This is a genomic window from Pseudomonas sp. FFUP_PS_473, from assembly GCF_002858665.1.
In the GTDB taxonomy this organism is placed as follows: Bacteria; Pseudomonadota; Gammaproteobacteria; order Pseudomonadales; family Pseudomonadaceae; genus Aquipseudomonas; species Aquipseudomonas defluvii.
In genome coordinates, this window is record NZ_PJQQ01000004.1 from 90359 (window position 1) to 109310 (window position 18952).

19 protein-coding genes and 1 tRNA gene are annotated in these 18952 nt (G+C 59.9%); 8 read left to right on the forward strand and 12 right to left on the reverse strand.

What is annotated here, in order from left to right; translation table 11 throughout:
• Positions 1-9 precede the first annotated feature (9 nt).
• The 8 genes from ychF to CYD26_RS03970 form a co-directional block, all read right to left on the reverse strand.
• Positions 10-1110 (reverse strand): redox-regulated ATPase YchF, encoded by a 1101-nt coding sequence (gene ychF, locus CYD26_RS03935; protein WP_065761927.1) that lies wholly within the window; start codon positions 1108-1110, stop codon positions 10-12.
• Between the two features lie 21 nt (positions 1111-1131).
• Positions 1132-1716, reverse strand: a complete 585-nt coding sequence (gene pth / locus CYD26_RS03940; protein ID WP_065761926.1) for an aminoacyl-tRNA hydrolase — start codon at positions 1714-1716, stop codon at positions 1132-1134.
• 78 nt (positions 1717-1794) lie between these two features.
• Entirely contained in the window at positions 1795-2391 is a 597-nt protein-coding gene (locus CYD26_RS03945; protein ID WP_099773530.1) for a 50S ribosomal protein L25/general stress protein Ctc, read from the reverse strand.
• Between the two features lie 139 nt (positions 2392-2530).
• Positions 2531-3472 carry a ribose-phosphate pyrophosphokinase gene (locus CYD26_RS03950; protein WP_099773531.1) on the reverse strand — a complete coding sequence of 314 codons (942 nt, stop codon included), beginning with the start codon at positions 3470-3472 and terminating at the stop codon, positions 2531-2533.
• 47 nt (positions 3473-3519) lie between these two features.
• A tRNA-Gln gene (locus CYD26_RS03955) sits at positions 3520-3594 on the reverse strand.
• 34 nt (positions 3595-3628) lie between these two features.
• Entirely contained in the window at positions 3629-4480 is an 852-nt protein-coding gene (gene ispE / locus CYD26_RS03960) for a 4-(cytidine 5'-diphospho)-2-C-methyl-D-erythritol kinase (RefSeq protein ID WP_102051835.1), read from the reverse strand.
• Between the two features lies 1 nt (position 4481).
• Positions 4482-5099 (reverse strand): lipoprotein insertase outer membrane protein LolB, encoded by a 618-nt coding sequence (gene lolB / locus CYD26_RS03965; RefSeq protein WP_065761005.1) that lies wholly within the window; start codon positions 5097-5099, stop codon positions 4482-4484.
• A gap of 4 nt (positions 5100-5103) precedes the next feature.
• Positions 5104-6831, reverse strand: a complete 1728-nt coding sequence (locus CYD26_RS03970) for a tetratricopeptide repeat protein (RefSeq protein WP_099773532.1) — start codon at positions 6829-6831, stop codon at positions 5104-5106.
• 189 nt (positions 6832-7020) lie between these two features.
• Between CYD26_RS03970 and hemA the strand changes: the two genes are divergently transcribed.
• The 6 genes from hemA to CYD26_RS04000 all read left to right on the forward strand — a co-directional run bounded on the left by hemA (position 7021) and on the right by CYD26_RS04000 (position 12381).
• The gene (hemA, locus tag CYD26_RS03975; protein ID WP_065761007.1) at positions 7021-8298 is read left to right on the forward strand and encodes a glutamyl-tRNA reductase; all 1278 of its coding nucleotides are present in this window, start codon (positions 7021-7023) and stop codon (positions 8296-8298) included.
• The gene (gene prfA, locus CYD26_RS03980; RefSeq protein ID WP_065761008.1) at positions 8295-9377 is read left to right on the forward strand and encodes a peptide chain release factor 1; all 1083 of its coding nucleotides are present in this window, start codon (positions 8295-8297) and stop codon (positions 9375-9377) included. Before hemA ends, prfA begins: the two co-directional genes overlap by 4 nt.
• On the forward strand, positions 9378-10208 hold the full coding sequence (prmC, locus tag CYD26_RS03985; protein ID WP_102051836.1) for a peptide chain release factor N(5)-glutamine methyltransferase: 831 nt from the start codon (positions 9378-9380) through the stop codon (positions 10206-10208).
• Complete coding sequence (locus CYD26_RS03990; protein ID WP_102051837.1) at positions 10202-10957, forward strand: molybdopterin-synthase adenylyltransferase MoeB; 756 nt, start codon at positions 10202-10204, stop codon at positions 10955-10957. Before prmC ends, CYD26_RS03990 begins: the two co-directional genes overlap by 7 nt.
• Positions 10950-11747, forward strand: a complete 798-nt coding sequence (gene murI / locus CYD26_RS03995) for a glutamate racemase (protein ID WP_102051838.1) — start codon at positions 10950-10952, stop codon at positions 11745-11747. The genes CYD26_RS03990 and murI overlap by 8 nt, the downstream gene beginning before the upstream one ends.
• Positions 11748-11862: 115 nt before the next feature.
• Positions 11863-12381: an acyloxyacyl hydrolase gene (locus CYD26_RS04000; RefSeq protein ID WP_065761012.1), complete on the forward strand. Its 519-nt coding sequence runs from the start codon at positions 11863-11865 to the stop codon at positions 12379-12381.
• A gap of 50 nt (positions 12382-12431) precedes the next feature.
• Here CYD26_RS04000 and phrB read toward each other — a convergent pair whose 3' ends face one another.
• From phrB to CYD26_RS04020, 4 genes are all read right to left on the reverse strand, one after another.
• Complete coding sequence (gene phrB / locus CYD26_RS04005; RefSeq protein WP_102051839.1) at positions 12432-13859, reverse strand: deoxyribodipyrimidine photo-lyase; 1428 nt, start codon at positions 13857-13859, stop codon at positions 12432-12434.
• 29 nt (positions 13860-13888) lie between these two features.
• Complete coding sequence (locus tag CYD26_RS04010; protein WP_099773539.1) at positions 13889-14776, reverse strand: MerR family transcriptional regulator; 888 nt, start codon at positions 14774-14776, stop codon at positions 13889-13891.
• On the reverse strand, positions 14766-15734 hold the full coding sequence (locus tag CYD26_RS04015) for a DUF523 and DUF1722 domain-containing protein (protein WP_099773540.1): 969 nt from the start codon (positions 15732-15734) through the stop codon (positions 14766-14768). Before CYD26_RS04015 ends, CYD26_RS04010 begins: the two co-directional genes overlap by 11 nt.
• Positions 15735-15836: 102 nt before the next feature.
• The gene (locus CYD26_RS04020) at positions 15837-16823 is read right to left on the reverse strand and encodes an NAD(P)/FAD-dependent oxidoreductase (protein ID WP_102051840.1); all 987 of its coding nucleotides are present in this window, start codon (positions 16821-16823) and stop codon (positions 15837-15839) included.
• 187 nt (positions 16824-17010) lie between these two features.
• On the opposite strand from CYD26_RS04020, the gene CYD26_RS04025 reads away from it, so the two are divergent.
• Together CYD26_RS04025 and hemH are read left to right on the forward strand one after the other, a co-directional pair.
• Positions 17011-17913 (forward strand): TIGR01777 family oxidoreductase, encoded by a 903-nt coding sequence (locus CYD26_RS04025; RefSeq protein WP_102051841.1) that lies wholly within the window; start codon positions 17011-17013, stop codon positions 17911-17913.
• A gap of 13 nt (positions 17914-17926) precedes the next feature.
• Positions 17927-18940 (forward strand): ferrochelatase, encoded by a 1014-nt coding sequence (hemH, locus tag CYD26_RS04030; protein WP_102051842.1) that lies wholly within the window; start codon positions 17927-17929, stop codon positions 18938-18940.
• The last annotated feature ends 12 nt before the right edge of the window (positions 18941-18952 follow it).

Genomic DNA, 18952 nt, shown 5'->3' on the forward strand with positions numbered 1-18952 from the left:
GGTGCGGGCTTAGACGTTAAAGCGGAAGTGCATCACATCGCCATCTTTGACGATGTAGTCCTTGCCTTCCAGGCGCCATTTACCGGCTTCTTTCGCGCCGGCTTCGCCGTTGTACTTGATGAAGTCATCGTAGGAGATCACTTCGGCACGGATGAAGCCTTTCTCGAAGTCGGTGTGGATCACGCCGGCAGCCTGTGGGCCGGTGGCGCCAACGCGAACGGTCCAGGCGCGTACTTCCTTCACGCCAGCGGTGAAGTAGGTCTGCAGGTTGAGCAGGGCGTAGCCCGCGCGGATCACTCGGTTCAGGCCAGGCTCTTCCAGGCCGAGGGATTCGAGGAACATGTCCTTCTCTTCACCGTCGTCCAGTTCGGCGATTTCCGCTTCGATCTTGTTGCACACCGGCACCACGATCGCGCCTTCCTCTTCGGCAATGGCCTTGACCACGTCCAGGTGCGGGTTGTTCTCGAAGCCGTCTTCGGCCACGTTGGCGATGTACATGACCGGTTTGCTGGTCAGCAGGTGGAAGCCACGGATCAGGGCTTTCTCGTCATCGGCCATGTGCTTCATCAGGCTGCGCGCAGGCTTGCCTTCGGTGAAGTGCGGGATGAGCTTTTCCAGAATGGCTTTCTGGGCCAGGGCGTCCTTGTCACCGCCTTTGGCGTTACGCGCGACTTTCTGCAGTTGCTTCTCGCAGCTATCGAGGTCGGCGAAGATCAGTTCCAGGTCGATGATTTCGATGTCGCGCTTGGGGTCGACACTGTTGGAGACGTGAATCACGTTATCGTCTTCGAAGCAGCGCACCACGTGGGCGATGGCATCGGTCTCGCGGATGTTGGCGAGGAACTTGTTGCCCAGGCCTTCACCTTTCGAGGCGCCGGCGACAAGGCCTGCGATGTCGACGAATTCCATGGTGGTGGGCAGCACCCGCTCAGGCTTGACGATGGCAGCCAGGGCGTCCAGGCGTGCATCGGGCATCGGTACGATGCCGCTGTTCGGCTCGATGGTGCAGAAGGGGAAGTTCTCTGCCGCGATACCGGATTTGGTCAAGGCGTTGAACAGGGTGGACTTGCCGACGTTGGGCAGGCCGACGATGCCGCAATTGAATCCCATGGTGAATCCCTCTTCGTGGAGTCAGGCCTTCTGGCTGTGCAGCTCTCTCATCGCACGCGTCCAATCGCCGGCGAGGATGTCCGGCAGCACGCCGAGGGCAAAATCGATACTGGCATCCAGTTTTTCCTGCTCGGCGCGTGGCGCCTTGCCCAGGACAAAACCGGACACCTTGCTGCTGTCACCCGGGTGGCCGATGCCAAGCCGCAGACGGTGAAAGTTATTCTGATTGCCGAGCTGCGCGATGATGTCGCGCAGGCCGTTGTGCCCGCCGTGGCCGCCACCGAGCTTGAGCTTGGCGACGCCGGGAGGCAGGTCGAGTTCGTCGTGGGCCACCAGGATGGCTTCTGGCGGTATACGGAAAAAACCGGCCAGTGCCGCGACGGCTTGGCCGCTGCGGTTCATGTACGTGGTGGGTATCAGCAGACGAACGTCTTTGCCCTGATAGCTGAACTTGGCTGTCAGGCCGAAATACTTGCGGTCAGCGGTCAGGTTGACGCGCTGGGCGCTGGCGATGCGTTCTACGAAAAGAGCCCCTGCGTTATGCCGGGTCTGTTCGTATTCGGGGCCGGGGTTTCCCAGGCCGACGATCAGTTGAATGGCGGTCACGTCAGGGGCTCTTCCTTGGAGTTGTGGGCCACGCGTTACGGCTGCGTGGCCCGGGCAACACCGGCGTGCTGAGTAAAATTACTCGGCAGCGCCTTCAGCTTCAGGCGCAACACGCGGAGCGTGAACGTTGGCTACTGCCAGGTCGTTGCCGTGAGCCAGTGCGACGAACTCGACGCCTTTCGGAGCTTTCAGGTCCGACAGGTGAACGATGGTGCCGACTTCGGCGTTAGCCAGGTCAACGGTGATGAACTCAGGCAGGTCTTTGGCTTCGCAAGAAACTTCGATTTCAGCCACTACGTGGGAGATCTCGCCGCCTTTCTTGATTGCAGCTTCTTCGTTTACGAAGTGAACTGGAACCTTGGCAGTCAGTTTCTGGCCAGCAACAACGCGAACGAAGTCGGCGTGCAGGATGATGCCTTTCGATGGGTGACGTTGCAGAGCTTTAACAACAACGTTCTGCTTGGCGCCGTCGACATTCAGTTCGATAACGTGGCTGAAAGCAGCTTCGTTTTCGAACAGCTTGGCGATTTCTTTAGCCAGGATGCTGACCGATACAGGGGCAGCGTCGCCACCGTATACAACAGCAGGAACTTGGCTGGCGAGACGACGCAGGCGGCGGCTCGCACCTTTCCCCAGGTCGTTACGCGCTTCGGCGTTCAGGATGAAATCAGTCATTTTGTATCTCCAAAATAGCCTCTCCGGTTTGGCGTTTGCGACCAGCGCCAAAGCGGGGTTGGCAAAAAAGCCCCGCCCCAACAACCAGTGTTGGGGCGGGGCGCTTTACGTCAACGTGATCTCGAAAAGGGCAGGGCCCTTAGCGGAACATCGCGCTGATCGATTCTTCGTTGCTGATGCGGCGAACCGCTTCTGCGACGACCGGTGCGATATCCAGTTGACGGATACGGTCACAGGCTTGAGCTGCGGCGGACAGCGGGATGGTGTTGGTCACCACCAGCTCGTCCAGCACGGATTTCTCGATATTCTCGATCGCCCGACCCGACAGAACAGGGTGCGTGCAATAGGCGTAAACCTTGGCAGCGCCGTGCTCTTTCAGGGCCTTGGCCGCGTGGCACAGGGTGCCAGCGGTATCGACCATGTCGTCGACCAGAATACAAGTACGACCCTCAACATCACCGATGATATGCATCACTTCGGAGTGGTTGGCCTTCTCGCGGCGTTTATCGATAATGCCGAGATCGACGCCCAGCGACTTGGCAACAGCTCGTGCACGCACGACGCCACCGATGTCTGGGGAGACAATCATCAGATTTTCGAAACGCTGGTCTTCGATGTCATCCACCAGAACGGGGGAGCCGTAGATGTTATCTACTGGAATATCGAAGAAACCCTGGATCTGGTCAGCGTGCAGGTCGACAGTGAGAACACGGTCGATACCAACGACGGTGAGCATATCAGCAACGACTTTGGCGCTGATTGCAACACGCGCCGAACGCGGACGGCGATCTTGGCGGGCGTAACCGAAGTAAGGAATCACGGCGGTGATTCGGGAGGCAGATGAACGGCGGAAGGCGTCAGCCATCACTACCAATTCCATCAGATTATCGTTGGTTGGCGCACAAGTCGGCTGAATGATAAATACGTCTTTACCGCGGACGTTTTCATTAATCTCAGTGCTGATTTCGCCGTCGGAAAACTTACCGACAGAAACATCACCCAGTGGGATATGCAGCTGACGTACGACACGCCGAGCCAGATCGGGGTTGGCGTTCCCCGTAAAGACCATCATCTTGGACACGCGCAGTACCTGAAGGCTGAGGGTAACCTGGATGAGTATAAGGAAAATGGCAGGGGCGGCTGGATTCGAACCAACGCATGGCAGGATCAAAACCTGCTGCCTTACCGCTTGGCGACGCCCCTGTATCTGTTGCTGCGAGTGCCTAACACTCGATTCCTAGAGCAGACTCTGTAGTGCGCGATGCAACATCGAAACGTTGCTTCCCTTTGCTACAAACCCTGTTTGGGTCTCTGTAAGAAGGGCCAAAACTTTATCAGCTTCAGCTTTGCTTGGGAAGGCCCCAAACACACAACTTCCAGTTCCGGTAAGCATAGCTTCAGTGAACTTGCTTAGCAAATTCAGTGAGTTACGTACTTCTGGGTAACTCTGCTCTACTACCGGTTGGCAGTCATTTCGACTGTTTCCCTTGGGAACGGGGCGCATCTTAATGGGCGCTGAATCACGTGTCAACAATGGATGTGAAAAAATTTCCGCTGTACTTACAAATACTTGCGGGACGAGCACGACATACCAGGGTTCTTCAGGATCTACCGGGGTGAGCTTTTCGCCCACGCCTTCGGCGAATGCCGCGTGACCGCGGACGAAAACCGGGACGTCGGCGCCCAAGGTCAGGCCCAGTTCGGCCAGTTGGTCCTCACTCCAGCCCAATTGCCAGAGATGGTTGAGGCCGAGCAGGGTGGTTGCGGCATCTGAGCTGCCGCCACCGATGCCGCCGCCCATGGGCAGGATTTTTTTCAACCAGATATCAACGCCCTTGCTGCAGCCTGAAAGTGCCTGCAGTTTTCGCGCAGCTTTCACGATCAGGTTGCTGTCGTGAGGAACGTTGTCGATTTCGGTGTGCAGGCGTATTTCGCCATCTTCTCGTAGGGCAAAAGACAACTCATCGCCGTAGTCGAGAAATTGAAACAGGGTCTGCAGTTCGTGATAGCCATCGGGGCGGCGACCCAGAATGTGCAGCATCAGGTTCAGTTTGGCCGGTGCCGGCAGTGTCAGGGTGGTTGCGTGCATGTCAGTGCCCCAGCTGGCGTGGCTGCCAGTCCTTGACCACCAGGGTCACGTCCAGGTTCTGGCCGTGCAGCTTGAGGCGTTCCGGCAGCCAGTAACCGTTCTGCTGGATGTAGCTCAGGTACTCGACGTTCCAGCCATCCTGGTCGAGGCTGGCCAGGCGGCTGTCACCGCTCAGGGTCAGGCGGCTCTTACTGCCGGGTGCGGGCAAGCCGCGTACCCACCAGACCAGATGCGACACTGGCAGTTGCCAGCCCAATTGCTCCTCCAGCAAGGTCTCCGGGCTCTGGGCCTCGAAGCGTCCCTGGTTGGCGACTTCCAGTACGACTTGACCCGGGTGCCCGGTCAGGCGGGCGGCGCCCCGGCCCAGCGGGCCAGACAGGCGGATATCGTAATAATCCTGGCGTTGCAGCCAGAACAAGGTGCCGCTACCGGAGTCTTTCGGTGCGCGGATGCCCACCTTGCCGTTGATCTGCCAGCCGTCGAGGGTGCTCAACTGTTGTTTGTGCTCGCGCCACAATTGTGGGCTGCCCTGGCCCTGAAGGGCTTCGCGGGAGCCGAAGCCGGCGCAGCCGGCGAGCAGGGCGATCAGGCTGAAGGTAATGCAGTGGCGCAGGAACATAGGCTTACAGAGTCTCGGATCCGGTCAGGCGCAGAAGGGTTTTGCGCAGGATAGGGCTGTCAGGTTGGTCTTCTAGGGCTTTGGCCCAGACATGGCGTGCTTCGCGGCGTTTGCCGTTGGCCCAGAGCACTTCGCCCAGGTGGGCGGCGACTTCGTGGTCAGGGAAGCGTTCCAGGGCCTGGCGCAGCAGGCGTTCAGCTTCGTCGAGGTTGCCCAGGCGGTAGTTGACCCAGCCCAGGCTGTCGAGCACGGCGGGGTCTTCCGGGTTGATCTGGTGTGCTTTTTCGATCAGGCCCTTGGCTTCGGCATAGCGTGTCGTGCGGTCGGCCAGTGTGTAGCCCAGGGCGTTGAGGGCCATGGCATTTTCCGGCTCGCGGCTGATGATGCTGCGCAGGTCCTTTTCCATCTGGGCCAGGTCGTCGCGCTTTTCCGCAAGCATGGCGCGGGTGTAAAGCAGGTTCAGGTCGTCGGGGTACAGTTTGATGGCCTGTTGCAGCACCTGCAGGGCCTGGGCGTCCTTGTTGTTGTTGCCAAGGGTTTCGGCTTCGATCAGGTACAACTGGATAGCGTAGTCCGGTTGGGCTTCACGCGCTGCGGCCAGGCGCCGCGAGGCTTCGGTGGCTCGACCGTTGGCGATGAGAATGTCGGCCTGGCGCAGTTGTGCTGGCAGGTAATCATTGCCGGGGCCAACCTGGGCGTACTCGATCAATGCGCGTTCCGGGTCATTACGCTCTTCATGCAGGCGACCCAGGTTCAGGTGTGCCGAATCGACCCGGCTACCGCGGGCAATCAGCTCTTGCAGGTAGCTTTCGGCTTCGTTCCAGGCCTTGGCCTCCAGGCTGACCAGTGCCAGTGAGTAGCGCAGCTCGTCATCGTCGGGGTATTGCTGTAGCAGGCTGGCAAACTCGACCTTGGCATCCTCGACCCGGTCCTGTTCGACCAGCATGCGCGCGTAGGTCAGGCGCAGGCGCTTGTCATCGGGGTACTTGCGAATGGTCTTTTGCAGTAGTGGCAGTGCTTCCTTGCCGCGATCGAGGCTTTGCAGCAGGCGTGCCTGCAGCAGTACCGGAGCGATTTCGCCGGCCTCTGGCGGGTGTTTTTCGAGCAGTTCCAGTGCGGCGTTCGCATTGCCATCCTGTTGTAGCAACAGGGCTTTGCCAAACACCAGCTGACCATTGTCCGGGTACTTCAGCAGCAGGCGGTCGAAACTTTTCTGCAGGCCATCACGGGTTTCCTGATCGGTTTCGGCGGCTGACAGCGCCAGGAAATCGAAGTGCGTGTCACCCTGGCCCTGCAGGACCTTCTCCATGTAGTTCATGGAGTCGTCATAGCGCCCGGCCCGCGCCAGCTGGATTGCGGCGGCGCGTTGCGCATCGAGGCTTTCTGGTGCGTTCTTTGCCCAGATCAGCGCCGTGTCCAGCGCAGCCTGGTCGGCACCGAGGTACTCGGCGATGCGGAAGGCACGTTCTGAGATACCGGCGTCCTGGGTTTTGATGGCTTGGGCAACATAGTTGTCCAGCGCGATATCGAAGCGATTGCGCTGGCCTGCCAATTCGGCGGTCAACAGGCTATAGACGGTGTCCTGGCTGAAGGATCCGTAGACCGTGGGCTTGACCTGCTCAGGAGGTGCAGTCTCGGCGGCAGGCGCCTTGGCATCCGGGGAATCCGGAGCCAAGGTCTGGCAGCCCTGAAGCAAGGCAAAGGCAAGGAACAACGCGGAGGATCTATTCATAGTGGGGATTTTGGGCGACTAACCTGCGGTCGGATCATCATGACACAAGCGCTAGGGCAAACCCATAAGTGATGGCCTCTGGAAGTACAGACTTAGGTACTGACTATAGAGACAATAGTGAGCGGTGGTTGTTCTCTAACCTGCGAAGTAGGACAATTATCGGCTTCACGTCATAATCAGCGACCTTGAATGGCCTTTCTTGCACTCGGTATCAACCATAAGACTGCCTCGGTAGACGTACGCGAGCGCGTGGCGTTTACGCCCGAGCAGCTGGTCGAAGCCTTGCAGCAGCTCTGTCGACTCACCGCCAGCCGCGAAGCCGCGATCCTCTCGACCTGCAACCGCAGCGAACTTTACATCGAACAGGACCACCTGGCGGCCGACAGCGTATTGCGCTGGTTGGCCGAATATCACCAGCTCAGCCTCGAAGAGCTGCGTGCCAGTGCCTATGTCCATGAAGATCACGATGCCGTGCGGCACATGATGCGGGTTGCCTCCGGGCTCGACTCGCTGGTGCTGGGCGAGCCGCAGATCCTGGGCCAGATGAAATCGGCGTATGCCGTGGCACGCGAGGCCGGGACCATCGGCCCCTTGCTGGGGCGTTTGTTCCAGGCCACGTTCAGTGCTGCCAAGCAGGTGCGCACCGACACGGCCATCGGCGAAAACCCGGTGTCAGTGGCGTTTGCCGCTGTGAGCCTGGCCAAGCAGATCTTCAGTGACCTGGGGCGTAGCCAGGCGCTGCTGATCGGGGCTGGTGAAACCATTACCCTGGTGGCCCGTCACCTGCATGAGCAGGGGGTGCGGCGCATTGTGGTGGCTAACCGAACCCTGGAGCGTGCGAGCACGCTGGCCGAACAGTTCGGTGCCCATGCGGTGTTGCTGGCAGACATTCCCCATGAACTGGTGCACAGCGATATCGTGATCAGTTCCACCGCCAGCCAGTTGCCGATTCTTGGCAAGGGGGCGGTAGAAAGCGCATTGAAATTGCGTAAGCACAAGCCGATTTTCATGGTGGATATCGCCGTACCTCGGGATATCGAACCAGAAGTCGGTGAGTTGGACGACGTTTACCTGTACACCGTCGATGACCTGCACGACGTTGTCGCCGAGAACCTCAAGAGCCGTCAGGGCGCCGCCCAGGCGGCCGAGGAGCTGGTCTCGGTCGGTGCCGAAGACTTCATGCTGCGCCTGCGTGAGTTGGCGGCGGTGGATGTGCTCAAGGCCTACCGCCAGCAAGGTGAGCGGCTGCGCGACGAGGAATTGCAAAAGGCCCAGCGCCTGCTGGCCAACGGTGCCAATGCCGAGGAGGTCTTGGCGCAGTTGGCCCGTGGCTTGACCAACAAGTTGCTGCATGCGCCGAGTGTGCAGTTGAAAAAGCTCTCTGCCGAAGGCCGCCTCGATGCGCTGGCCATGGCCCAGGAACTCTTTGCCCTCAACGAGGGCTCGACGGATAAACCCCCGCAATGAAAGCGTCGCTGCTCAATAAACTGGATACCCTCCAGGACCGCTTCGAGGAACTGACTGCCCTGTTGGGTGATGCTGAAGTCATTTCCGATCAGACCCGCTTCCGTGCCTATTCCAAGGAGTACGCCGAAGTTGAGCCCGTCGCGGCTGCCTATGCGCAGTGGCGCAAGGTTCAGGACGCGCTTGAGGGGGCTCAGGCGCTGCTCAAGGACAGTGACCCGGATATGCGGGAAATGGCTGTGGAAGAGGTGCGCGAATCCAAGGAGCAGTTGCTCGCACTGGAAAGCCAGTTGCAACGCATGCTGCTGCCCAAGGACCCGAACGATGGGCGCAACGTGTTCCTGGAGATCCGCGCGGGTACGGGCGGGGACGAGGCGGCGATTTTTTCCGGCGACCTGTTCCGCATGTACTCGCGTTATGCCGAGCGACGTGGCTGGCGTTTGGAGATCCTCTCGGAGAACGAGGGCGAGCACGGCGGCTACAAGGAAATCATTGCGCGTGTCGAAGGCGATAACGTCTACGGCAAGCTGAAATTCGAGTCGGGTGCGCACCGCGTGCAGCGGGTACCGGAAACCGAATCCCAAGGGCGCATTCATACCTCGGCGTGTACCGTCGCGGTGTTGCCCGAGCCTGACGAGCAGGTGGCAATCGAGATCAACCCGGCTGATTTGCGGGTCGACACTTACCGCTCTTCCGGGGCGGGCGGTCAGCACGTGAACAAGACCGATTCGGCGATTCGTATCACGCACTTGCCGACCGGCATCGTGGTGGAGTGCCAGGAAGAGCGTTCGCAGCACAAGAACCGGGCGCGCGCCATGTCCTGGCTGTCGGCCAAGCTCAATGACATGCAGACCAGCGCGGCACAGAATGCCATTGCCAGTGAGCGCAAGCTGCTGGTCGGCTCGGGCGATCGTTCCGAGCGTATTCGTACCTACAACTACCCACAGGGCCGGGTGACCGATCACCGTATCAACCTGACCCTGTATTCCCTTGATGAAGTGTTGGCGGGCGGGGTCGATGCGGTCATCGAACCATTGCTGGCCGAGTATCAGGCTGACCAACTGGCAGCACTGGGTGAGTAAATGACGATTATTGCCAGCCTGCTTCGCGGTGCGGAGCTGCCGGATTCGCCGACGGCGCGTCTGGATATCGAGTTGTTGCTGGCGGCTGCCATCGGCAAGTCGCGCAGTTACCTGCATACCTGGCCAGAGCGGATCGTCACCAGTGAGGCGACCCAGACCTTTGCCGACTACCTGCAGCGCCGCCGTGCCGGTGAGCCTGTGGCGTATATTCTGGGGCAGCAGGGGTTCTGGAAACTTGATCTGGAAGTGGCGCCTCATACACTGATTCCGCGTCCGGAAACCGAGTTGCTGGTAGAGGCGGCCCTTGAGCTGCTGCCAGCGCTGCCCGCTCGTGTACTCGATCTTGGTACCGGAACCGGGGCCATTGCGCTGGCACTGGCCAGCGAGCGCCCACAGTGGCAGGTGACCGCCGTCGACCGTGTGCTCGACGCCGTGGCCCTGGCTGAACGCAACCGCCAGCGTCTGCAGCTGGACAACGTCCGGGTGCTCAACAGTCACTGGTTCAGCGCGCTGGACGGTGAGCGTTTCCACCTGATCATCAGCAACCCGCCTTACATCGCTGCTGCAGATCCGCATCTGGTGGCCGGTGATGTGCGGTTTGAGCCCAGCAGTGCGCTGGTTGCAGGCGAAGATGGCCTGGACGATCTGCGCGCGATCATCACTCAGGCGCCGCAGCACCTGCAGCCGGGCGGCTGGTTGTTGCTTGAACACGGTTACGATCAGGCCGCTGCGGTACGCGAGCTGCTGGCTCAGAACGACTTCGAGCAGATCGAAAGCCGCGATGACCTTGCCGGTCATGAACGTATTACCTTGGGGCGCCTCCTATGCTGAGCGATCAGGAGCTGTTGCGCTACAGCCGACAGATCCTCCTGGCGCAGGTCGATATCGACGGTCAGTTGAAGCTCAAGGGCAGTCGGGCGCTGATAGTCGGCCTCGGCGGCCTCGGTTCACCGGTCGCGTTGTATCTGGCTGCTGCGGGTGTTGGTGAACTGCACCTGGCTGACTTTGATACGGTCGACCTGACCAACCTGCAGCGTCAGGTCATGCATGACACCCCATCGATCGGCATGAGCAAGGTCGATTCTGCGCTGGCACGCTTGCAGGCGATCAACCCCGAGATTGCCCTGGTGGCCCATCGTACGGCGCTCGACGAAGACTCGTTGGCTGAGGCCGTGCGCGCAGTTGACCTCGTGCTCGACTGCTCGGACAACTTCGGCACCCGTGAGGCGGTCAATCGCGCGTGTGTGGCAGCGGGCAAACCGCTGGTCAGTGGCGCCGCGATTCGCCTGGAGGGGCAATTGTCGGTCTTCGACCCGCGACAGCCACACAGCCCCTGCTACCACTGCCTGTATGGGCATGGCAGTGACGCCGAGCTGACCTGCAGCGAGGCGGGCGTGATTGGCCCGCTGGTTGGGTTGGTTGGCAGCTTGCAGGCACTGGAAGCCTTGAAGATGCTGGCGGGTTTCGGTGAGCCGCTGATTGGGCGATTGTTGTTGATTGATGCGCTGGGCAGCCGTTTTCGCGAGCTGCGAGTGAAGCGCGACCCGGGGTGTGCCGTTTGCGGTGATCGGCATGGGTGATCCGGCAGCACCCGTCGGGGTTTTCGATTCTGGCGTCGGCGGGTTGTCGGTGCTTGCTGAAATCGCGCGTTTATTGCCCCGCGAGTCACTGCTGTATGTCGCTGATTGCGGACATATCCCCTATGGGGAGAAGTCGCCGGCGTTTATCCGTCAGCGTTGCCAGATCGTTGCCGAATTTTTCCGTGCCCAAGGGGCCAAGGCGATGGTGTTGGCGTGTAACACTGCAACAGTCGCCGCGGTGGCCGACCTGCGGGAACGTTACCCCGACTGGCCGATTGTGGGTATGGAGCCTGCGGTCAAACCCGCTGCGGCAGCAACCCGCAGCGGTGTGGTGGGTGTGCTGGCAACGACGGGTACGCTACAGAGCGCCAAGTTTGCCGCGTTGCTCGATCGCTTCGCCAATGATGTGCAGGTGGTCACCCAGCCGTGCCCGGGCCTGGTCGAATGCATTGAAGCCGGCGATCTAGACAGCCCCTCGTTGCGCCAGTTGCTGCAGGGCTATGTGACACCGCTGTTGGCTGCCGGGTGCGATACGCTGATCCTGGGGTGCACGCATTATCCTTTCCTCAAGCCATTGCTCGCCGAGCTTGTTCCGGCCGACATAGCAATCATCGATACTGGCGCAGCGGTGGCTCGGCAATTGCAGCGTTTGCTCGGTGAACGCGGGTTATTGGCGCAGGGGCCAGCCCGACCTGCGCAGTTCTGGACGAGTGCCAGCCCAGCGCATCTGCTGAAAATCCTGCCATTGTTGTGGGGTCAGTCTGAGAACGTGCACAGTCTTGGTTTGTGAAACGCTGGGGGAGAGCGTTTTTGCGGTGCGGAACTGACAACTGATGGCAATTTTCTACTACGTTGTTGAATGAAACAGAAAAACTAAAAACTGCATTAAGAACAGGACGTTTCTCATGAAGAAACTGCTTTGCTTGGCTGCAACTGCAGCCGTGATTCTGGGGCAATCATTTACAGCACAAGCCGCCGATGCATCGGTCTCGGTAGGGCAGACCGGCGACTCGACCATGGTCTATCGCTTTGGTTTGCAATCCAACTGGGATGCCAGTTGGTTGCAGACCAGTGTCGGCCGTGTCACGGGGTACTGGGATGGCGCCTACACCTATTGGGAGGGCGATGAAACCACCAGTAACCACAGCCTGTCGTTTGCACCGGTGTTTGTTTATGAGTTTGCCGGTGAGTCCATCAAGCCTTATGTCGAAGCGGGTATTGGTATCGCAGCCTTCTCCAGCACCGAGCTGGAAAGTAACAGGCTCGGCTCGTCGTTCCAGTTTGAAGACCGTATTGGCTTTGGCCTGCGTTTCGCCGGAGGGCATGAACTGGGTGTGCGTGCCATCCACTACTCTAACGCCGGCCTGACAACGCCCAACGACGGCGTAGAAAGCTACTCCCTGCACTATCGCATGCCACTCTGATTCCCTGGCGTTTACTCGAGCAGCGGCTTAGCCGCTGCTCAACTGCCTCTTCATTCGGGTTTTTGGGGTAAGTGTTTGAACGCACTCAGGGCCCGCTGTCGACTGCTGCCCAGATCCACTATCGGGCCAGGATAGTGACGAACAGCAAACAGCCCGCCCACCGACTGAGGGGCGTGGATGGTTTTGTTGTCCAGGCCTGCCAACTCCGGCAACCAATGCCGAATAAAACGTCCCTCACTGTCGAAGCGTTGCGACTGACTGATCGGGTTGAAGATCCGAAAATAAGGGACGGCATCCGTGCCGGTTGATGCGCTCCATTGCCAGCCGCCGTTATTTGCCGCCAGGTCACCGTCGATCAGATGACGCATGAAAAAGCGTTCGCCTTCACGCCAGTCAATCAGCAGGTTTTTGGTCAGGAACATCGCAACGACCATGCGCAGGCGGTTATGCATCCAGCCGGTGGCCAGTAGTTGGCGCATGGCCGCATCGATGATCGGAATGCCGGTGCGCCCTTGCTGCCATGCCTCCAGCTCGTCAGGCGCGTTGCGCCACGGCACCGCTTCGGTTTCCAGGCGGAAAGCGCGGTGTCGCGATACCCGCGGATACCCGACCAGAATATGTTTGTAGAACTCGCGCCACAGCAGTTCATTCACCCAGGTCACAACGCCTTTGTTGCCACTGTCGAACTCGCCTCGATTGTGTGAAAGCGCCGCGTGCAGGCACTGGCGTGGGGAGATCACCCCGGCAGCGAGGTAGGGGGACAACTGGCTCGTGCCAGGCAGCGCCGGAAGGTCGCGCTGATCCTGATAGTCCTCGATGGCGTCCTCGACAAAGGCGTTCAGCCGCCTTTGAGCTTCTTGCTCGCCGGCTGGCCAGAGCGCGCGCAGTGTTTCCGGGACGTTGTTGAAACCCGGTACTGATTCAGGGATCGGGTCGCTAGCAATTGCCAAGGGCTGCTGCGGCGTGGGGCTTGCTATCAGCCGAGGCTGGGCCAGGTGCAGGCGTTCATAGCAGGTTTTGCGAAATTGACTGAACACCTGAAAGTAACCGCCGGCTTTGGTCAATATGCTGCCGGGTTTGAACAGCAACTGGTCCAGATAGCTCACCACCTCGATTCCGGCGTCGCTCAACTGGTTACGTACGGCATCGTCTCGGCGCTGTTCGTGAACCCCGTATTCCTCATTCATGTGCAGTGTCTGCACATGGTGCTCCCGGCACAGCTGTAGCAGAACCTGGGGGGCGTTGTCCCAGTGCTCTGCCTGACGAACCAGTAGTGGAATGTTCAATGCAGCCAGTGACTGGCTGAGGGTTCGCAGGCTGCGTAGCCAGAAGTCGACCTTGCACGGCGCATCGTCATGCGCCAGCCACTGGCTTGGGCTGACCAGCCAGACGGCCAGTGTCGGGCCGCGCTCGGCAGCGGCGGCCAGAGCGGTGTTATCGGACACGCGAAGATCGCTACGCAGCCAGAGGAGTTGCATGTGGGTTCCTTGATATCGCAGGGGTTGAGTTATCGTGAGGCGTCTTGCAACGCTTGCACGACCTCCAACGGGGTGTCGAGCAGGCATAGCCGGGGGTTTTTCACCGCCAGTGCCATGAGGTCATCCTGATGGATGCTGATCGCGCTGCCGTCCAGCAGGGTAGGTATCTGGATTGCACTCAGGCTGCGCTCAAGTTGACGCATATCGACCGCCCTGTTCAGGCACAGTAACAGCGCCTGGGGTTGCATGCGTTCGAGGGTCAGCGCCAGCTCGGCGGGGGGCAGTGGCCAGTCGAATACTTCTACCGCGTACCCGGCACTACTGAGCAGCCAGGCGCATAGCCACAACCGTGGATCGAAGACCAGGTCTGAGCCGTTGATCAGCAGTACTGCCGGGCCATTGAGTTGGCGGTTGCTGTGATAGAGGCGCGCTCCGAGTTTGCTGCGTAGCCAGCAGTGGAAGAACACTTGTTCCATGCGTGCGCCAAACTGGCTTTGCCAGCGCAGCTCCAGCTCGGCGAACAGGGGGAGTAGCAGTTGCTCGCACAGCGTGGTCGCAGGGTACAAGGCGATCGCCTGATTGAACTGTTGGTCCAGACGGCGTTCTGCCAAGGCAGCGATGCTGCCGGTTATGTCCTGGCGCATGGCCTGCCAGGCACCGTGTTGATCTGTCTGGGAGGCTACCGGGCGGCTGTCCAGCAGGGCCTTGATCTGGCCGACAGACACACCACGGTTGAGCCATTGGACGATCTGTTGAATGCGCTGCACATGCTCGGTGCTATACAGTCGATGGCCTTTGCCTGTGCGTTGTGGGGTAATCAGGCCATAGCGTCGTTCCCAGGCGCGAAGCGTAACCGGGTTGACGCCGGTGAGGCGTGCAACCTCTCGGATCGGCAGTGGCAGCGGCTCAGATGGCATTGCGCAGGCCAAGGGTTTCAGGGTGTGGCTTCAGGTAGATTTGCTGCTCCAGATAAGGGTCAGGGTGCCGACGCAGGTGGTGCTTGAGCAGGGTCAGTGGGACGACCAGTGGCACCGTTCCGGCTTGATACTGATCGATCGTCTGGCGAATTTCCTCTTTGTCGGCGGCCTCAATGAAATCGCGCAGGTACCCACTCAGGTGCATCAGTACGTTGCCATGGGTGCCCCGATTGGCGCAGCGGCTCAGTGCCTTCATCAGTTGGCTGAAGTAGCGCGGGCCAATTTCTTCGGCGTCATCACTGCGGCTCATGCTACCCAGCAGCTTGCCCAGGACTTTGTACTGTTGTGGGTTGTTTGCCATCAACAGGTACTTGCAGCGGGCGTGGAAGCTGATCAGTGCATGTCGGCTCAGGCCTTGCGCTAGGTATTTTTGCCACTCCGCGTACACGTAGACGCGGGTGATGAAGTTCTCACGCAAGGCCGGGTCGCACAGGCGGCCATCTTCCTCCACAGGAAGATCAGGTCGTTCGGCACAAAACGCTGCGGCATAGGCACCACGTCCACCCTCTGTGGCCGGGTAGCCGTTGTCTTGATACACCTTGACCCGTTCAAGCCCACAGGACGGCGACTTCTGCATGAAGATATAGCCGCAGATGTCCTGAAGCTCATTGGCCATCTGCCGCCCGTAGGCACCAAGCGGGCCAGAGAGGTCCAGCTCGGGTTCGCGAGGGTTGATAACACGAGGCTGCTGAGGATCGCCCACCAATCGAATGGCGGCTCGCGGAACGCCCAGGCCGATGGCCATTTCCGGGCACAACGGAACGAAGTCGAAGTACTTGGCCAGTGTCTCGTTGCATAGCTTCGAGGCTTTATGGCCAGCATTGAAGCGTACTTCCTGGCCGACCAGGCAAGCGCTGATGGCGATTTTGGGTTTGTGCGGCAGCTCGTGAGTATCCATGGCGAGTCCAAAACTTGTACAAATTAAATGTTATGTACAGATTTGATCATCATAGATAGGAGGCTGTACAAGTCAAACGATTTGTACAGCTTTTTGGCAAAATCAGTCCAGATGCTCAAGCAGTCGCCGAGCGGCTTCCTGGCCACTCAGCCAGGCCCCTTCAACCCGACCTGACAGGCACCAGTCGCCGCAGGCGTACAGGCCCTGGTCTGGGTCAGCCAGCGCCCCCCACTCATGGTTGCTGGAAGGGCGTGCATACAGCCAGCGATGGGCGAGAGAGAAGCACGGCGCAGGCACGGCACAGCCAATCAGCTCGGCGAAGTTGCCGAGCAACTGCTCGATCACGGCCTCCTTGGCGAGGTCGATGTGCTGTTTGCTCCAGTTCGCTGTGGCGTGAAGTACCCAGGTATCAACGTGTTCGTCGCGTCCTGGCTTGCTGCGATTGCGCGCGAGCCATTCGAGTGCGCTGTCTTGTATGAAGCACCCCTGCAGGGGCGTATCCAGTGGGCTTTCAAACCCCAGCGCAATGGCCCAGGTGGGGTCCATCTGTACGCTGGCGACGGTTGCGGCAAGTTTGGGTGCCGCCGTCAGGAGCTGGGTTGCCTGAGGGGCGGGCACCGCAATGATGACGCGGCTGAACGGGCCATGGCTGCAGCCTTCGGTGTCCTGCAGGTGCCAGTAATGCTTGCCGCGAAAGACTTCGGCGATCCGGCAGTTGAAGTTCACCGTCGAGTCTTTGAGCAAGGCGCGGGTAATCGCGCTCATGCGTGGCACACCGACCCAGCGAACCTGCTCGTCTGGCGAGGGGGTGAGTTGGCCCGCTTTGTAGTTGTAGAGGTGCGGTTTCCACTCTGCGACCGAGCCGTGTGCCTGCCATTCCTGAACCTGGGCAAGGAAGCGTCGGTCGCGGGCAGTGAAATACTGTGCGCCGAGGTCGAGTGCCCCGGCTTCGCTGCGTTTGCTGGCCATGCGCCCACCGCTGCCTCGGCCTTTGTCGAACAGATGCACGGTCTGCCCGGCTTTTTGTAGTGCCTGGGCAGCGGACAAGCCGGCGATGCCTGCGCCGATGATTGCGATAGGTATGGTCATGATGGCCTCTTTGAACCTTTGATACGCAGACTACGCTGTCTGACAAACCTGTACAATGCCTGATCAATGTACAATATTGATCCGCGCTTTACAGCCAGGTTCGCCTATGTTTATCCGAGAGCGATCGGTCAAAAAAGTGCCTTGTTCTTAAAAATAGACCAAGCGCGCGCCACATGAGGACACAGTCATGCATATATTGCTGACCGGCGGTACTGGTTTGATTGGCCAACGGCTTTGCCAGTACTGGCTGGCAAAAGGGCATCAGTTGACGGTGTGGAGTCGACGACCTGAGCAGGTCGGTCGTCTCTGTGGGGCTGGGGTGCGAGGCATTGATCGACTTGAGGCGTTCGGTGATCAAACGCTGGATGCAGTGGTCAATCTGGCGGGGGCCCCCATCGCTGATCGACCTTGGAGCAGTGCGCGGCGCGCGCTGCTCTGGAGTAGTCGGATCACCCTCACCGAGCAATTGCTGGCCTGGCTTGAGCAGCGCCAGCAACGGCCTTCCGTGCTGATCTCCGGTTCGGCTGTGGGTTGGTATGGTGATGGTGGTGAGCGTGAATTGACAGAGGCCTCACGGCCGGTCAAAGAGGATTTCGCCAGCCAGTTGTGCATTGCCTGGGAAGAAACGGCGCAGCAGGCCGAGGCCTTGGGTATTCGCGTCGTGCTGGTGCGAACCGGGCTGGTGCTGGCCAGTGAGGGCGGTTTTTTGTCGCGCCTGCGACTGCCATTCAAACTCGGCCTGGGTGGGCCTATTGGCGATGGGCGGCAGTGGATGCCATGGATTCATATCAATGACGAAATCGCCCTGATTGATTTTCTCTTGCAGCATAACGACGCCAGCGGTCCCTATAATGCCTGCGCTCCAGAGCCTGTGCGTAACCGAGAGTTTGCCAAGCGGCTTGGTCGGGCGCTGCATCGGCCAGCCTTTTTACCCCTTCCGGCACCGTTGCTGAGGCTTGGGCTGGGTGAGTTGTCGACGCTGCTGCTGGGTGGCCAGCGTGTGCGCCCCGTGCGCTTGCTGGCAGCTGGCTTCACTTTTCAATTCAATGATGTGCAATCTGCCCTGGATGAATTGTCCAGTCGCCTCTGAAATAGGACGTTGCATGACCGATCATGCTTTGCTGCTGGTCAACTTGGGTTCGCCGGCTTCCACCGATGTCGCCGATGTGCGCCGTTACCTCAATCAATTCCTGATGGACCCGTACGTCATCGACCTGCCTTGGCCGGTTCGCCGGTTGCTGGTCTCGCTGATCCTGATCAAGCGCCCAGAGCAGTCGGCTCATGCCTATGCCTCGATCTGGTGGGACGAAGGCTCGCCACTGGTGGTCCTGACACGCCGCCTGCAGCAGGCGATGAGCGAGCAATGGACGCACGGCCCGGTGGAAATCGCCATGCGCTATGGCGAGCCTTCTTTGCCTAACGTACTGGCGCGCCTGGCGGCTCAGGGGGTGCGCAAGGTCACGCTGGCGCCGCTGTACCCTCAGTTCGCCGACAGTACTGTCACCACGGTGGTCGAACAGGCGCGGCAGGTCATTGCCGAGCAGAAATTGTCGTTTGAACTGGCAGTGCTGCAGCCGTTCTACGATCAACCAGAGTACATCGACGCACTGGTTGCCAGTGCCAAGCCCTACCTGCAGGAAGATTTCGATCACTTGCTGCTTAGTTTCCATGGCTTGCCCGAGCGTCACCTGACCAAGCTTGATCCTACCGGCAACCATTGCTTCAAGGGTGCCGACTGCTGCCGCACGGCATCGCCACAAGTACTTGCCGTGTGCTATCGCGCACAGTGCATTCGCGCGGCCGAGTCTTTTGCCCGGGCCATGGGCCTGCCCGAGGGCAAATGGTCGGTGTCATTCCAGTCCCGGCTGGGGCGGGCGAAGTGGATCGAACCCTACACCGAAGCGCGCCTGGACGAGTTGGCCAAAGCCGGGGTCAAGCGCTTGCTGGTAATGTGCCCGGCGTTTGTCGCCGACTGCATCGAGACCCTGGAAGAGATCGGCGACCGTGGGCGTGAGCAGTTCATTGAGGCGGGTGGGGAGGAGTTGGTGCTGGTGCCGTGCCTGAATGACCACCCGGATTGGGTACAGGCCCTCAAGACACTCTGCGAAAGGGCGTAAAGCAGGTGGTGT

Excerpts from the sequence above, each read along its gene's own strand:
- ychF (WP_065761927.1), bottom strand. The coding sequence starts at position 1,110 with ATGGGATTCAATTGCGGCATCGTCGGCCTGCCCAACGTCGGCAAGTCC.
- CYD26_RS03945 (WP_099773530.1), bottom strand. The coding sequence starts at position 2,391 with ATGACTGATTTCATCCTGAACGCCGAAGCGCGTAACGACCTGGGGAAA.
- ispE (WP_102051835.1), bottom strand. The coding sequence starts at position 4,480 with ATGCACGCAACCACCCTGACACTGCCGGCACCGGCCAAACTGAACCTG.
- lolB (WP_065761005.1), bottom strand. The coding sequence starts at position 5,099 with ATGTTCCTGCGCCACTGCATTACCTTCAGCCTGATCGCCCTGCTCGCC.
- CYD26_RS03970 (WP_099773532.1), bottom strand. The coding sequence starts at position 6,831 with ATGAATAGATCCTCCGCGTTGTTCCTTGCCTTTGCCTTGCTTCAGGGC.
- hemA (WP_065761007.1), top strand. The coding sequence starts at position 7,021 with ATGGCCTTTCTTGCACTCGGTATCAACCATAAGACTGCCTCGGTAGAC.
- prfA (WP_065761008.1), top strand. The coding sequence starts at position 8,295 with ATGAAAGCGTCGCTGCTCAATAAACTGGATACCCTCCAGGACCGCTTC.
- prmC (WP_102051836.1), top strand. The coding sequence starts at position 9,378 with ATGACGATTATTGCCAGCCTGCTTCGCGGTGCGGAGCTGCCGGATTCG.
- CYD26_RS03990 (WP_102051837.1), top strand. The coding sequence starts at position 10,202 with ATGCTGAGCGATCAGGAGCTGTTGCGCTACAGCCGACAGATCCTCCTG.
- murI (WP_102051838.1), top strand. The coding sequence starts at position 10,950 with ATGGGTGATCCGGCAGCACCCGTCGGGGTTTTCGATTCTGGCGTCGGC.
- CYD26_RS04000 (WP_065761012.1), top strand. The coding sequence starts at position 11,863 with ATGAAGAAACTGCTTTGCTTGGCTGCAACTGCAGCCGTGATTCTGGGG.
- phrB (WP_102051839.1), bottom strand. The coding sequence starts at position 13,859 with ATGCAACTCCTCTGGCTGCGTAGCGATCTTCGCGTGTCCGATAACACC.
- CYD26_RS04010 (WP_099773539.1), bottom strand. The coding sequence starts at position 14,776 with ATGCCATCTGAGCCGCTGCCACTGCCGATCCGAGAGGTTGCACGCCTC.
- CYD26_RS04015 (WP_099773540.1), bottom strand. The coding sequence starts at position 15,734 with ATGGATACTCACGAGCTGCCGCACAAACCCAAAATCGCCATCAGCGCT.
- CYD26_RS04020 (WP_102051840.1), bottom strand. The coding sequence starts at position 16,823 with ATGACCATACCTATCGCAATCATCGGCGCAGGCATCGCCGGCTTGTCC.
- CYD26_RS04025 (WP_102051841.1), top strand. The coding sequence starts at position 17,011 with ATGCATATATTGCTGACCGGCGGTACTGGTTTGATTGGCCAACGGCTT.
- hemH (WP_102051842.1), top strand. The coding sequence starts at position 17,927 with ATGACCGATCATGCTTTGCTGCTGGTCAACTTGGGTTCGCCGGCTTCC.